The sequence below is a fragment of the Snodgrassella alvi genome (assembly GCF_040741455.2).
Taxonomy (GTDB): Bacteria; Pseudomonadota; Gammaproteobacteria; order Burkholderiales; family Neisseriaceae; genus Snodgrassella; species Snodgrassella alvi_E.
Window position 1 is genome coordinate 1,516,630 of the sequence record NZ_CP160328.2, and the last position, 16,776, is coordinate 1,533,405.

Sequence of the window (16,776 nt, forward strand, 5' to 3'; positions counted from 1 at the left end):
ATCTAAAAACTAAAGTATTTGCATCAGTTGATAAAAAAATAAACTAGGTCACGTGCTTGTTCTTAATAAAATACCTCAGCAGATATTGATTGTTCTGAAAGTCGCCTTTATTGAATTCTTAATAAACTATTGGTTATGTTTGGATGAAGTCTGATAAGGTGAAATTTTTTATAAGCTAATCAAAGCATACAAAAAGTAAAATACAGCAGCGTAAAAGTTGGATGCAGGATAAAGTAAAATTTTATTAACTAAAACATAAAAGATTACTTGCTTTGAATATTGCTTTTTTACCTGATTAATAACTTACCAAATAAAAAATTTTAAAACCCTTATAAATATATATAAACCAATTAATTGTTAAGAATATGTATTCTAAGGCAAGACTCAATAAAAATTAACAATGCTAAAAAAGAATTTTATTAAAGATTGTCGCTTTTATAAGACATTCAATAACAGATAAACAAACAATGTATTAGCTATGTAAAACCATTGCAGAACCAATAAAATCATATAACTTATTGTATTTTATTAATTTAATATAAAACAAGTACGCGTTTTTTTCATATGGGTTCTATTCGGAACTATCTCTGATTAACTACATTTATACAAACATTTATGTTATATTACTTAATAATTTAACTTAATTTTAACCTTTCTTTAAGTTATCAAGATATTTTTGATAAACGCATGATTTTAAAAAATTAGGAGTAAACCAATTGAATAAAATATATCGTGCGATATGGAACGAATCCACTCAAACTTGGGTGGCTGCTTCTGAGCTAGCTAAAAGCAAAACCAAAGCGAATACAGTTTCCTGTCAGATGCCTGTTGTATCTACAGTACTAAGTAAGTTTGGTTCTAAAGTATTTAAAATCGGATTAATTGCTTCAATCGTGAATATGACTTTAGGGATGCCTATTGCATATGCTGCTGGTCGTGCAGCAATAATAGGTGGAGATCCGGGTCGAGGTTCTGATAATAGAACAGGTAGTTACCTTAACACATCAAGCATCAATGCAGTTCAGATAATGGGAGATAATAGTGATTTTTGTGGTTATGATAGGGTTGCAGGACGAGATATAAACGGTGCTCAGCGTAATCAAGGCCCCTCAGGGCTTCCTGCTATTTCAGCAATGGAAGAATATTTGCGGTTTGCTCAAAATTATACAGTAACCGGTACCAGAGGAGCTGTTAATGGTAGAACCCTCAATCCATATGGTACAACTAACCATGTTGAAAATTGGGGTGGCCAAGGATGGACAACTGACCCCACTAATGGTTCAAATGGGTTGCCTTACAATCCTCCCAAACCTCCTATATCAGGTTATATGGATCAATATGCTACAGGGGGATATCAAAATGGTTTAGGGAGTGCCTTTGGTGTAAATTCATTTGTTATGGGATGTGGTTCCTATGCTTCTGGTAATCATTCATTATCATTCGGGACTGGTGCGTTTAATACTGGCGGCGGGGCACAGGCTGTAGGTAATTTTGCTTTGGCTGGTGGACGAGCTTCCAATGCGATTGGTATCTCATCGCAAGCTACTGGAGTTTCTAGCGTAGCTTTAGGTTCCGTTGCTAATTCAGATGGCGTAGGAAGTGTGGCACTTGGTTTGATGTCACAGGCTTCTATAGATGGAGCAGTTGCTGTTGGGGTGAAATCTCAGGCAAGTGGCGACTCTTCAGTGGCCATCGGTAATGACACTATTGCTACTGGTAAACAAGGTATTAGCATTGGTAATGGTAATGTGGTTTATGGAGAACAATCCATTGCCATAGGTGGCTCTACCACACCTACTGCATACAAAAAAGATGATGGAACGGAAGCATCTGGTCCGGATGGCTATACCTTTATTAATGCAAACAATACTTTATCTTTGGGTAATAGTAATAAAAGTACAAGCCCAAATAACGATATTACTGCAGCCAATACGGCTATATTTGGTAACCAAAACACCATTATCAATGCTATTTATGATGTTCATGTAATTGGTAGTGGCAATACAGTTGGTAGCACTGATAGCAGCGGTATTGGAGCAACCATAATCGGTAACAATGCTTCTGTTACCACAGATAATGGCTTGGCACTCGGTAACAATACTATTGTGAATGGTACTGGCGCCATTGCTGTAGGTACAAATGCCAAAGCTATGGCAGATGGTTCCGTAGCTTTGGGATCGGATTCAATAGCTAATACAGCTGGTAATGTTTCTGGCTATAATCCAGATACCAATGTGGCTGCTACTGATCCTTCCCTTAGTACGTCCACATGGAAAAGCACTACCGGGGCGGTAGCAGTAGGTAACTCTGCTAAGAATATTACCCGTCAAATTACGGATTTGGCTGCTGGTACGCTGGATACTGATGCTGTCAATGTGGCGCAGCTAAAGAGTTTGTATTCATCTATCTCTGGCAGTGCATCCAGTCTTTCAACAGCGATAGATGCCAATGTATCTGTGGTAAAAACTAAGATTAATAGTGCTTCTATTTCAACATCTGATGTTATAACTAATCTTAATCAAAATATTACAAAGGCTTCTGGCGATGCTGATGATAAATTAGCACAAATAAATACCGATATTTCTTCTTTAAGTACCTCTACATCTAGCTCTATTGGTGCATTACAAACCAGTGCTTTGGTATTTAAAAATGGTGTTTATAATGTCGGTTCGGACGATGGCAGAGAAACTAAAAAAATAACAAATCTGACAGATGCTCGTCTTACTGACGACTCCACTGATATGGTTAATGGTGGCCAGTTATTCAGTACCAATTCTTCGCTGAGTTCTATCTCTACTGCTATTTATACTAATATCAGTAACCTTAACGAAGGTACTTCTAATTTAGTATCTGTCGTTAATACATCGGTATCAACAATTGATAGCAATATTAATAGCTTTACTACAACTACTGATAAAGGTATAAAAGATTTACGTGCAGCCATACTCAAATGGAATGGTTCGGATGCATTTGATGCGGGTAATGAAAAGAAAATAACGAATGTAGAAGCAGGTAGTATTGACAGCGCAGATTCTACTGATGCTGTAACGGGTGCACAGCTGCGTGCCACCAATATGAAGCTTAATAAGCTGGATAGTGATATTCAGGATAGCCTTACAGACAACAATCTTAAAATTGATAAATTTGTAACCGATACAAATATAGCGTTATCAAGTTCGAATAAGTCATTAGATGGTCTGTCTACTTCAATTTCGACTGGATTAAGCCAGATTACACGGAATGCTCTTTTATATGATGCCACTACAGGGGCATTTGTTGAAGATAAAAACAAGACGCCGCAAAAAATCTCAAATGCTGCAGAAGGTGATGTTATTGCGGATTCTGATGATGCAATTACAGGTGGCCAGTTATACACTGTAAACTCCAATCTAGCGAGTCTTTCTGTATCTGCTTCCACTGGCTGGCTCAATATAAGTGGTAAACGCAGCAGCTTGACAACAGACACTGCCAATAGTCTTACTAATCTTTCAACTGCAATAACAAATAACTTAAACAGTTTAACAACTTCGGCTAATTCTAGTCTGAGCACATTAAGTAATTATTTACAAATATTGTCAGATTCTGCATCTACTGCTATCAGCGGTTTGCAGGAAAGTACCATATTGCGTGGTGAAGACGGCTATTTTCATGCCACTCATGATGGTACAGCGCAAAAAATCACCGGTGTTGCACCTGGTGATATAAGCAGTCCTAATTCAACAGATATGGTTAATGGTGGCCAGTTATTCAGTACCAATACTGCAATCACTAATTTATCTAGTACTGTAAATACGCAATTTGGTAGTTTGTCTGTTTCGGCTTCTCTGTCAGTCGGCCAGAGTCTTGATAAGTTGTCTACGAGCCTGGCTACAACTGGCAGTAAAGTTGCTGCATTGCAAGAAGATGCTTTGCAATGGAACGATGATGACGCAGCATATAGTGCCAGTCATGGTGATGCAGATACAAAAATTACACATGTCAGTGCAGGTGACATTACCAGTGCAACTTCAACTGATGCAGTTGTCGGCAGCCAGTATTATGATTTGAATACTTCAATAGATGCACGAGTAAGTACGCTGACCACATCAGCTTTAAGTACTGTGGGAGAAATTAATAGCAGTATTTCCTCTTTGCAACAACAAATGCTCCAGTATACAGATGGTAAATATAATGCTAAAAGAGTAGAAAAAGAGCAGAAAATTACAGGTGTTGCTGATGCTGCTTTAAATAGTGCTTCAACCGATGCTATTAATGCTAAGCAGTTATATACTACCAATTCAACCTTGGATACAGTTTCAACCACTATTTCCAGCGGTTTATCCACCTTGGCTGGTAATATAAATCAGACAGCAGTAAATACTCTGCAAAGTGGCATGGTTCTGGTTAATGGACTGAATTCAAGTATCAGTACTTTGAAGAATAATGCTCTGCTGTGGAATGAAACTGATAAGGCATTTAGTGCTACTCATGATATTGACGGTAATACTAAAATTACTAATGTGGCCAATGGTTATGTAGCAGCTGGTTCTACAGATGCAATCAATGCCGGCCAGATTTTTTCGTTTTCTACATCTGCTTCCACAGGAATACAATCTTTAAGCACTGGATTGAATGGGTTATCAGTACAAAAAATCAAAGAATTATCTAGTTCTATTCAGGCCGGTGTCACTGGAACTAATAATAAAATTGCAACGTTAAAGCAGAATGTTCTGCTCTGGAATGCTGATGCATATGATGCTAGCCATGGCAGCAGTAGAGGTAAAATTACACATGTAGCTGATGGCAATTTGCAATCTAATTCAACTGATGCTGTAACCATGGGGCAGTTATACACCACCAGCACTAGTATCAGTACATTGAATACTGATGTGGTGACAAAACCAGCTGAGTTATCCTCAAAATTAGATGTTGCTATGGCTGCTACTAATACCAGTCTGAATAATACTATTTCAGGTAGTATCAGCAGCCTGTCAGATAAAATTAATACCGATATTGGCACAGCCAATTCCAATATTAATGCACTAAAACAGACTGTATTGCAATGGAATGGTAGTTCTTATGATGCCAGCCATGGCCAAGTTGGCGGTAAAAATAAAATTATTAACGCTGCACAAGGCAATGTGAATGATAAATCATCCGATGCGGTAATTGGTGACCAGTTGTCAATGACAAATACCAAAATCTCTGGGCTGACTTCAGATTTAACGTCGCAGCTTCAGAGTTTGTCTGGTTCTTTATCTGGAAGTCTGGCTAGTGTTTCAACCACCATGGATAGGTCACTTTCTAGTGGTTTGAATACTTTTGCCTCAACCATTGATACCAGTTTGGTTCCTGTAAATGCTAGTCTAAGTACTATTAAACAGAATGCATTGCAATGGAATGGCAGCGCTTATGATGCCGGTGGTACTCAAGGTATAAAACGAAAGATTATAAATGTGGATAAAGCTGATTTACAGGCTAAGTCCAGTGATGCGGTAATTGGTGCTCAGTTGTTTAGCACTAACAGTCAGATTAGTGCATTATCTTCTTCGTTTGATAACAAAGTATCGGATTTTACAAGTGCAACTTCTAGTAGTCTAAATAGTCTATCTACAGCATTAGAGAATTCTTCTTTTTCTGGACTAGAAAGCCTTTCTACTACAACAGAGCAACGCCTTCAAGGAATTAACGGCAAACTCCCTGCCCTTCTGCAGAATGCATTGCAATGGAAAAATGGAGCATATGATGCCAGTCATGGTGTAGTAAATGGTAAAAACCGGATCACCAATGCTGCAGATGGATCTTTAGTTAAGGGCTCAAAAGATGCGATTACAGGTAATCAGCTGTATAACACCAATTCTGCCATCAATGATCTGGCTAATGAGGTCAAAAGTGGCATTGGAAATTTATCCAGTGCTCTGAGTACCATATCTGATAAAAATATCTCTACTTTAACTGGGTTGCTTGCTCAGACAAATACCAAAGTTAGTAGTCTTTCTACAGCAGCAGGAACACAATTAGGTGTGATTAATAATGGTGTATCTGATTTGCAGAAAGACGCTTTACAATGGAAGCGTTTAGATGATTCAGGTGCAGGAGCATATGATGCCAGCCATGGCATTGCAAATGCTAAAAATACACTGACACATGTATTTTCAGGTAATGTGAAAGAGGGATCGTCTGATGCGATAATCGGTGCACAGCTATATAGTACAAACAACAGTATTTCTGTTTTAAACAATAAATTAGCCGATGTATCGGGCAGTATGCAAGCCGGTATCAGTAGTTTATCAACTTCTTTGGATCAGGTAACCGGTTCTAATTTGGCCAAACTGACTCAAAGCAGAAGTACTATTGAAAACAATATAACTAGCCTGTCTTCAAGTATTTCTTCAGCTTTAAGTACGGCCGACGGAAGTTTGGGTACTCTCAAAACGAATGCCTTGCAGTGGAAAGACGGAGCCTACGATGCAAGTCGTAATGATAAAAATAGCCGTATAACCAATGTTGCTAAAGCTGATATTTATGATGGTTCAACAGATGCCATCACTGCAGGACAGCTGTATAGTACCGAAAATAGTTTTGACACTTTGAACAGTGATATTAATAAGCGTTTTGAAAGTTTTTCAACGACTTTAAGCAGCCTTGTTGATATTGGTATAAGCAGTCTGTCAGCAGGTATAACGGGTATTAATACCGGAGTAAGCACATTGCAGCAGAATGCGTTACAATGGGATGCGAGTATTAGTGCTTATGATGCCGGTTCTGCAACTGGTGCCAGAGCTAAAATTACTCAGGTTGCCGCCGGTCAGGTAGGAGAAAGCTCGTCAGATGCTGTTATTGGTGCACAGCTGTACAGCCTGTCCACGGTGTCTGATGCAAATCTGACCAGTTCCTCCAATTTAATGTCTTCCAGCTTAAGTACAATACAATCTTCATTAACGGGTATTTCTGATAAATACTTTACCCAACTCAGTTCTTTGTCAGACAGTATTCTAAGCAGTACTATTAATCTGTCAGGAGCATCTGCAAATAGCTTATCAACTCTTTCTGATACTCTGTCCAATAGTATTACCAGTTTATCCAACAGCACGAATACTGGCCTGAATAGCCTGACTGCTGATGCCGCAAACAGCCTGAGTAGTCTATCCACGGTGGCTGAATCTGGTATAAGTAGCCTGTCGCAAAGTATTTCAACTTCAGCAGGCACTCTGATAACTTCTCTGTCTACAGTTAATCATGATGCAGGCTCATTGAAACAAAATGCACTTCAATGGAATGATTATGCAGCTGCGTATAATGCTGATCATGGAACGGGTACTGCTCAAAAAATTACAAATGTGTCTACTGGTTTGATAGCATCAGGTTCAAACGATGCTGTGAATGGTGCCCAGTTGTACAGCTTGTCTACCAGTATGGAAAACACAGCTAATACAGCGTTCACCGGTTTATCAGATGCACTGGTTAGCAGTATTTCCACTGTTGATAGTAATTTGCAGAGCTTTTCTGACACTACAACTAGCAATTTGAGCAGATTGGATACCAATCTGCGTACAGCCACAGCTCGTGTAACTACCTTGCAGGCTAATACCTTGCAGTGGAATGGTAGTGTTTATGATGCCGGCAAAAATGGCACTCCACAGCGTATTACCAATGTTAGCGGTGCTGCTAGTGTGGCTGCAAATTCCACTGATGTGATTAATGGTGGTCAATTGTTTAGTCTTTCTAGTTCTACTTCAACTGGTTTAAGTAGTCTTGCAAGTAACCTGAGTGAGATGAGCAAGAATCAGCTAGGCAGTCTGTCTACCGTCGTTACTAACAGCCTCAGTAGTATCACCAACAATATAGATAGTCTTTCTACTGGCTTGAGTTCTACTACCAACAATGTTGCTGCATTGCAAAGAGATGCGCTGCAATGGAACAGCGCTAAAGGAGCTTATAGTGCGGATCACGGTACCAATACAGCTCAGCTGATTACCAGTGTAGCTGCAGGTTCCATAGCTGCAGATTCTACAGATGCTGTAAACGGTGCTCAGATGTATAACTTGTCCACCAGTACAACAGCCAGTGTCAATACTTTGAATCAAAGTCTGAGCTCTACTAATGTAGCGTTAAATACACTGTCTACTGCCTATGGCACTAGTCTGAGTACACTTACAACAGGCCTGAGTAGCACTAAAGATGCGCTGAATCAGTTGTCCGATACAACGACAAACAGCATTACTGGCATCAACAACAGTCTAAGCAGCCTAACCAGTACGACTTCTTCCAATCTACAGATTTTGGATAAAGGATTACAGGCAGCTAATGCTAGTGTATCTTCACTGCAGGCCAATGCGCTGCTGTGGAATGCAGGCAAGGGTGTGTATGATGCTAGTCGAAATGGAGAAGCTAAAGTACTGAGTGGCATCGGTGCAGGTGCAGTAAGTGTTGGCTCTACCGAAGCTATTAACGGCGGACAATTCTATAGTTTGTCTACGGTAACTGCGGCAGGCTTGAACAGTACCAATAGCAATCTGAGCACGCTGAGTAGTAGTACATCATCAGCTCTAGCTGGTTTGACGGGCAGCCTAAGCAGTATCAATCAGAGCATGAATAACCTGCAGACAACTGCTTTACAATGGAATGGTAGTTTTTATGATGCTGGTCGTGACGGTTCTGCACAGCGCATTACCAATATTAGTGCCGGACGTCTTGCTGCAGACTCTACCGATGCAGTAAATGGAAGCCAGCTGTATACATTATCTAACTCCACCTCAACCGGACTAAGCAGCTTGTCTACTAATCTGAATGAGGTGACAAAAAATCAGCTGGGTAGTCTGTCTACTATAGTGACAAACAGTCTCAGTACGGTAACGGAAAATGTAAGCAGCCTGTCTACAGGTCTGAGAGAAACCAATACTAATGTAGCAGCCTTGCAGCAAAATGCATTACAGTGGAATAGTACTAGTAACGCATATGATGCAATACGCAGTAATCGTGCTCAAAGACTGACCGGAATTATTGGTGGCGATATAAGCCTCACTTCAACTGATGCCATCAATGGCGCCCAGATGTACAGCCTGTCTACTCTGACACAGGCAGGACTGAGCAGTAGCAGTACGGGGCTGAGCAGCTTAAGTAATGCTTCATCAGCAGCTTTGACTACTGTCAATGATCGCGTGGATACGCTGACCAGCACCACTCAATTAGGACTGGCTAGTGCCAGCACAGGCTTAACCAGCCTGAGCAGCAGTACTTCAACCGGTCTGACCAGTCTGACATCCAGTCTGAGTAGCACAAATCAGAACCTGACTACCCTGCAGCAAAATGCTCTGCAATGGAATGGTAGTGCTTATGATGCCGGTAGAAATGGTGCGCCTCAGCTTATTACAAATGTAGCGGCTGGCCGTGTTTCAGTGGATTCTACTGATGTAGTTAATGGTGGTCAGTTGTTCAGTCTGTCTAGCTCCACTTCAACCGGACTAAGCAGCCTGTCTACTAATCTGAATGAGGTCACAAAAAATCAGCTGGGTAGCCTATCTACTATTGTTAATGACAGTCTCAGTACGGTAACGAAAAATGTAAGCAGTCTGTCAACTGGTTTAATTGAAACCAATAGTAATGTGACAGCATTACAGCAGAATGCTTTGCTGAGAAATAGGATAAGTGGTAATTTCGATGCCAGCCGTGAGGGTAAGGATCAAAGACTGACCGGTATTGCAGCTGGAGACATCAATATTACTTCAAGTGATGCTATCAACGGTACTCAGATGTACAGCCTGTCTACTCTGACGCAGGCAGGACTGAGTAGTACTAGTACCGGACTAAGCAGCTTGAGCAGTGCCTCATCAGCAGCTTTGACTACGGTCAATGATCGCGTGGATACGTTGACCAGCACCACTCAATTAGGACTGGCTAGCGCCAGCACAGGCTTAACCAGCCTGAGCAGCAGTACTTCAACCGGTCTGACCAGTCTGGCATCCAGTCTGAGTAGCACAAATCAGAACCTGACCACCCTGCAGCAAAATGCCTTGCAGTGGAATAGCACACTGGGTGCTTATGATGCTGGTCATGGTAGCGGTACAGCTCAGCGTATTACCAATGTAGCAGCTGGTAGCGTGACAGTAGATTCTACCGATGCGGTAAACGGTAGCCAGCTGTATGCATTGTCTGGTTCTACTTCCACTGGTCTGAGCAGTCTGTCGACTGTAGTTTCATCAACTGTGATTTCAGGTATCAATAGTATCAGTAGCTCTATGTCTACCGGATATGAGAGTCTGTCACGCAGTATGAGTACAACAAGCGATAGCCTGAACAAACTAACTTCTAGCACGAGTACAGCTTTAAGCAGTCTGTCTACCAGCTATGATCTGACTCAGAAAGATGTGAAACAGCTGAAGGATAAGAGCCTGCAATGGGATGAGGATAAAGGTGGATTTGATGCTGGAAAGACAAATAGTCTGACCCGAGCTGCTACTTATGGCAAGGTTATCAATTTAGCTGATGGCTCGGTTGATCAGGGCTCACATGATGCAATTAATGGTGGACAGCTATACTTACTGAAAAATGATGTGACCAGCCTTTCTACAGGTACCAGCACTAGCTTGTCTTCATTAAACAGTGCTTTAAGTGAGTTATCCACAGGTAATATTATTACTAACATTACCAACCTGACTCAAAATGCCTTACTGTGGAATGGTAGTGCATATGATGCTAGTCATGGCAGTGCTACGGCACAACATATTACCAATGTGGCTGACGGTAATATGGCCAAAGGGTCTTTAGATGCTATTAATGCTGGTCAGCTGTGGGCTGTAAGACAAGATTATAATAATTTGTCTACAATGGTTAATAGCCTGCCAACCAGTAATGTTTCTGATGATTCGCTGAATAGTCTGTCTACATCAGTTAGCACAATTGTTGCTAGCCAGATTGCATCGATAGCTTCGGCTCTTGGTACTTCACGAAATTCAGCAGGAAGTATCAATCCACCCAAGTATGATATTTCTACACCTACAGGTGGTAATGTATCAGCAGATAATGTCGCTGATGCACTGCAAAATCTGGAGAATTATGGTACGAAATATGTGAAGATCAACTCTGCTAAAGCTGGATCAATTGCTCAAGGTGCTAATTCAATTGCAGTGGGCGGAGCAGCAATGGCCAGTGGTACATCAGCGATTGCGATTGGTGATTCAGCCAGTGCTCCCGCAGCTAATGGTGTGGCTCTGGGTAGCAATGCTCAGGTGAAACAGACCGGAGGTATAGCACTAGGAGCTGGATCAGTTGCGAGTGTTGCTGCCGGACAAGAAGGATATATTCCAGTAACCGCAACGTCGCAGCAGGCAGCGGCAATCCGTGCCACAAGAAGTACGGAAGGAGCGGTATCTGTGGGTGATGCATCTAAAGGTGTATACCGTCAGATAACCGGTGTGGCAGCAGGTACTGCTGACACTGATGCTGTGAATGTAGCTCAGCTTAAAGGTGTGGATAATCAGGTTACCAGAGTTAATGAATATGTTAATCAGCTGAATGATAATATTCATCATGTTGAGCGCAGAGCTTATTCAGGTACAGCCATGGCCATGGCGCTGTCTGGGGCTTATTTGCCTTCACTGAGTTCTGGTGAGCAGACTGTCGGTATTGGGGTAGGTGCATATCGTAGCTATGGTGCCGTTGGTGTAAACTATAAGGCAGCCAGCAAAAACGGCAAAGTTACGTGGGGTGCAGGTGTTTCCACTACTGGTAAAGAAGTTGCTTTCAATTCAGTACTTGGCTTTAAGTGGTAATTAATCCTGACTAAACAGACTTCTGGACTTCCGTGTGAAGTCCGGAAGTCTTATTTATTCATCATTGACAGTATTTTTAATAAGAATACGGGATAATATGCGCATCGGTATTTCTGTTATTACTCATGCCAACCAGAACATCTGGGAAAATGGTATGGGTCAGAATGTTATATTTTTGGTTCAAAGCCTGAAGGCTATACCTTTTGTTAAATCAGTGGATTTAATTAATGTTGGTGGTCAGCCCCGTATGGCTGAACAAATTGATTTGAATCTGTTTGATCTGCGATTGATGTCAGAACAGGAAGCTATAGATGCTTTTGATGTCATTATTGAACTGGCTGGTGCGCTATCTCCACAATGGTTAGCCTTGCAGCGTGCTCGTGGTAAAAAGGTGGTATTTTATTGTGTTGGCCAGCCTTATGTGGGATTATCAGAATATAATGTGTTTGAAAAACCAACTAGTTTTCCGCCAGTAGATCGTTGTGATGAAGTATGGCTTTTGCCAAAAGACAAAGCTTATATTCCCATGCTGCGGACAATGTATCGTTGCCCGATATACATTACGCCTCATTTATGGGATCCAATGTTTGTTTCCAGACGCAAACAGGAAATCAGTGAACAAGGTCTTAATTACGGCTGGCATAGCAATGTGCATGATGAGGTAAAAACACCTCTGAGTGTAGCTATATTTGAGCCCAATATTTCAGTTGTTAAAACTTCTTCTATTCCCATGTTAGCTTGTGATGAAGCTTATCGTCACGAACCGCAATCAATTGAAATGATGCATGTGCTTAACACTTTGCACATGAAAGATCATTTAACCATGCTACATCTGGCCAATTCTCTGAATCTTGTTAAAGATCATAAGGCATGTTTTTATGGCCGTCACGATATAGTCGGTTTTATGGCGCAGCACGCCAATGCTGTGATTTCACATCAATGGTGTAATGATCACAATAATCTTTATATGGACGTACTGTATGGAGATTATCCATTGATTCATAATACTCCATGGTTAAAAGAGTTCGGTGCTGGATATTATTATCCAGATTTTGATGCACTTGAAGGTGGTAGACAAATAATCCAGGCTTGGCTACATCATGAAGAAAATTTGAGTAGTCAGCGTCAAGCTTCACAGGCACTTTTTAAAGCAACGGATCCTTTATCAGATGCCAATATTAAAGCCCATGTACAACTATTATCTAATTTGTGTGCTGATCGTCCAGAATTATTAAGAGGTTAACCCATGTCGTCCGTGTCTTCACTTCGTGTAGGTGTTTCGATTTATGTACGTAAAGGAGCTCAGTCGCTTTGGGAAAATGGAATTTTCCAGAATTGTCTGTTTCTGGCAATGTTGTTAAAAAAATCTCCAATTGTCAGTAACGTGGTTCTGGTAGCTGGATCAGGTGATGGGGATATGCAGGATGCTATGAATTTTCTGCAGGATTCACCAGTACCGGTAATTGATATGGCCACTGGTTTGAATGAGTTGGATGTCATGATAGAGATGAGTGCCCAGCTTTCCAAAGAATGGATGATAGAGTTCAAAGCCAAAGGTGGAAAAGTAGTCAGTATGCGCGTAGGTAATGATTATGTAATTGATATTGAGCGTATGCTGTTTGATAAGCCGCCTGCCTTGCTGATTACCGGTGCGCCTTACGATGAAGTATGGACATTGCCAGAGTATGAAAAAACCTGTAAGCCATATTTTGCCAGTACATTTCGCACGCCGGTAAAGATCATGCCGCATTTATGGAGTCCGGTTATTCTTAATCGTGCTTGTGAAAAATTGCCAAAAGGCGAGCAGTTTGAATACCAGCCAGGCCGCAATCGCTGGCGTATTGGTATGTTTGAGCCAAATATGTGTATGGTGAAAACCAGTTATATTCCTATGCTGGTATGTGAAAATGCACATCGGCTGAACCCCAATTTCATCGAACATATCTATGCGTGCAATACTATGAATTTGAAGGATCAGACAGCTTTTAATCTGTTTGCTCAAAGTCTGGATATTGTCCGCCATGGCTTGACTTCGTTTGAAGGTCGCTACCCGATCTGGCAGGTGGTATCTATCTATTGTGATGCAATTGTTTGCCATCAATGGGAAAATGCTCAGAATTATATTTACTATGAGGCCTTATATGGTGGCTACCCGCTAATTCATAATTCGCATTTGATTGGTGACTGTGGCTATCGTTATCACGATTTTGATTGTGAAGAGGGTGGCAAAGTATTGGCAGAAGCCTATAAAATGCATGATGAAAATTTGAGTACTTACCGCGAGCGTGCAAAAGTTTTTCTGGCTACACTAGATCCTGAGGCAGAAAGTAATGTCCGCTGTTATACTGATGCTCTTGAGTCATTGTTTAAAGCCTAGATTTTACTAATTTTGCTTACACTTTAGTATAATGTATACATAAAACCTGCCAGCAATCAAACATTTCTAATGAAATTATGAACTTATCTAATACTCCGAATTTAATTTCCAGCCATGGACAGGACGCTGCACCAGCACGTTTGCGTATTGGCATTACCATTGGTCTGAGTCACCCAAAAGAAACATTGTGGAATAATGGTATCAAGCAGAACGCAGTTTTTCTTGCTGACGCACTGAAAAATTGTCCTAATGTTGATTCTGTGGTGTTGGTAAACACAACTGATGTACCAATTACATCAAGTTTGCCATGGGATTTGGAGATATGGCCAACTAAGAGCTTCTTAGAGGCCAAAGATCAGATAGATGTTTTGATTGAGCTGGGTGGGCAAATTGGTGCTGAGCAGACGGCCTATATCAAAGACAGAGGAGTACGCTTAATATCTTACTGCTGTGGCTTTGAATATATCCATATGATGGAGTCGGTTTTATTCTCTCGTAATATGGGTGGCGGTAATCTATTTATCAACCAGCGTTATGATGATATTTGGATGATTCCGCAGGTAGCCAATTGCAGCAAGGCATATTTTGAAGTATTCCGACGTCATGATGCGCGTGTGGTGCCATTTGTCTGGAGCCCAGTATTTCTGATTCAGAAAACCGCTGCAATGCCATTTCAGGGCTTATGGCAGGTGCCGGTATCTCGTAAGGGCTGGCGCCTGTCTGTAATGGAACCGAATATCGATGTTGTGAAGTTCTGTTTATATCCGATTTTGATTGCGGAAATGGCTTATCGTTCTGAACCGGAAGCTATTAATATTCTGCAGGTATGCAACACATTGCCGATGGCTCAAAAATCCATGGAATTCATTGCTTTGATGAATCAGCTGGATATTGTGAAAAATCGAAAATCTGTTTTTCTGGGTCGTTATGATACACCAACTTTTCTGGCAACCAATACTGATGCAGTAATTTCTCATCAATGGGAAAATCCGCTTAACTATTTCTATTTGGAAGTATGTTGGCAAGGTTATCCGTTAATTCACAATGCTGAGCTGATTTCAGATTTGGGTTATTATTATGCTGGTAATGATGTGGAAGCTGGTGCAAAACAATTATTTGCAGCAATGAGCGATCATGCTTATAACGCTGCTCATTATGTATATGACCAGCGTCAACAGATTGCTCGCTTTTTACCAAATAATACTGATCTGGTGGCCAGTTATTCTGCATTGCTGACAGAAGTAATGGCCAGACCATTGCGTTAATAGTTTTTATTCACGCATAAATGTATTGATATTATTTTCAAGCATGGTGCAGATACGCTGTATAGCTTCTTCACTGCCCCATGCCATATGCGGAGTAATAATCAGATTGGGCAGGCGGGCACTCAATAAGGGATTGCCATGTACCGGCGGTTCTTCACTTAGTACATCCACGCCAGCTCCGCCCAACTGCCCGTATTTCAACGCTGCTACCAATGCCTGCTCTGCCACTAGACCACCACGCCCGACATTAATCAGTACAGCCTGTGGTTTCATTGATTTCAATTCTGTTTCATCTATCATGTTACGAGTTTGCTCATTCAGCGGACAATGTAAAGAGATAACATCTGCTTGCTGTATAAGCTGGGTAAACGGTGTGTAGCCATTACGACAATCTTTTGCATTTTTATGTTCACCCCAGAGGACATGCATGCCGAAAGCTTGAGCTCGTGCTGCCAGCGCCTGCCCGATACCGCCTTTGCCGAAAATACCCAGTGTTTTACCATTCAGGTCGCGGATTGGGGCGCCGAAATGGCAAAAAAAGGGACTGCTTTGCCATAAGCCGGCGGCTACATCTCGCTGATAAGCAGGTAATTGGCGCATTAGTGCCAGAATCAGCATCATTGCATGTTCGGCTACGGTGTCATTACCGTAGCCGCGCACATTTCGGATACCAACGTTATGCTGTTGAGCAGCCTGTTGATCAATGTGGTCCAGTCCGGTGGCGGGTACGGCAATCAATTTCAATTGGGGGCTATTTTTGATGGCTTCTGCATTTATCCGAACTTTATTGGATATGACAATATTCGCTTGAGCAATACGGCCTGCTACCTCATCTGGATTGCTGTGGCTGTAGGTTGTGATGTGATGAGGAAAATCGAATTTGAATGGAAAGTCTGGCAGGGTGGCGCGGTCAAGAAAAACAATTTCGCTGGTACTCATGTTGTCTCCTAATATATGAAAAATGCTATATACAATCACATGCATGGGTCTAATGTCTGTGTTACAGTGTACGCTAATTTGTTTGTAAGGATAAATGTGTATGGATTTGGTAATTGAAGATTTAGAGCAGGGAACAGGCCCTGAGGCTGTGAAGGGTAAAGAAATTACGGTGCATTACACAGGCATGTTAGAAGATGGCACAGTTTTTGATTCTAGTATTACCCGCCAACAGCCGCTGTCGTTTACGTTGGGTGCCGGTATGGTAATTGCTGGCTGGGATGAGGGTTTTAATGGAATGAAAGTAGGCGGCAAACGTAAATTGACTATTCCTCCTCATATGGGGTATGGCAGCCGTGGAGCTGGTGGGGTGATTCCACCTAATGCTACACTGATATTTGATGTGGAATTGTTAAAGGTTGATGATTGATTTGCAGTGATATGCAGG

6 protein-coding genes are annotated in these 16,776 nt (G+C 41.4%); 5 read left to right on the forward strand and 1 reads right to left on the reverse strand.

Features of this window, described 5'->3' with window-relative positions:
- The first annotated feature begins 716 nt into the window (after positions 1–716).
- The 4 genes from ABU615_RS06845 to ABU615_RS06860 all read left to right on the forward strand — a co-directional run bounded on the left by ABU615_RS06845 (position 717) and on the right by ABU615_RS06860 (position 15,392).
- Positions 717–11,750, forward strand: a complete 11,034-nt coding sequence (locus ABU615_RS06845; protein WP_370388733.1) for an ESPR-type extended signal peptide-containing protein — start codon at positions 717–719, stop codon at positions 11,748–11,750.
- 97 nt (positions 11,751–11,847) lie between these two features.
- Positions 11,848–12,993: a DUF2827 domain-containing protein gene (locus ABU615_RS06850; RefSeq protein WP_370388457.1), complete on the forward strand. Its 1,146-nt coding sequence runs from the start codon at positions 11,848–11,850 to the stop codon at positions 12,991–12,993.
- Positions 12,994–12,996: 3 nt separating this feature from the next.
- On the forward strand, positions 12,997–14,127 hold the full coding sequence (locus ABU615_RS06855) for a DUF2827 domain-containing protein (RefSeq protein WP_370388734.1): 1,131 nt from the start codon (positions 12,997–12,999) through the stop codon (positions 14,125–14,127).
- Positions 14,128–14,204: 77 nt separating this feature from the next.
- Complete coding sequence (locus tag ABU615_RS06860; RefSeq protein ID WP_267390982.1) at positions 14,205–15,392, forward strand: DUF2827 domain-containing protein; 1,188 nt, start codon at positions 14,205–14,207, stop codon at positions 15,390–15,392.
- A 6-nt stretch (positions 15,393–15,398) separates the two neighbouring features.
- Here the strand turns inward: ABU615_RS06860 and ABU615_RS06865 are convergent, their stop codons facing one another.
- A complete protein-coding gene (locus tag ABU615_RS06865; protein WP_267390983.1) occupies positions 15,399–16,331 on the reverse strand; it encodes a D-2-hydroxyacid dehydrogenase in 933 nt (310 codons plus the stop codon).
- A 100-nt stretch (positions 16,332–16,431) separates the two neighbouring features.
- On the opposite strand from ABU615_RS06865, the gene ABU615_RS06870 reads away from it, so the two are divergent.
- On the forward strand, positions 16,432–16,758 hold the full coding sequence (locus ABU615_RS06870; protein ID WP_100151477.1) for an FKBP-type peptidyl-prolyl cis-trans isomerase: 327 nt from the start codon (positions 16,432–16,434) through the stop codon (positions 16,756–16,758).
- The last annotated feature ends 18 nt before the right edge of the window (positions 16,759–16,776 follow it).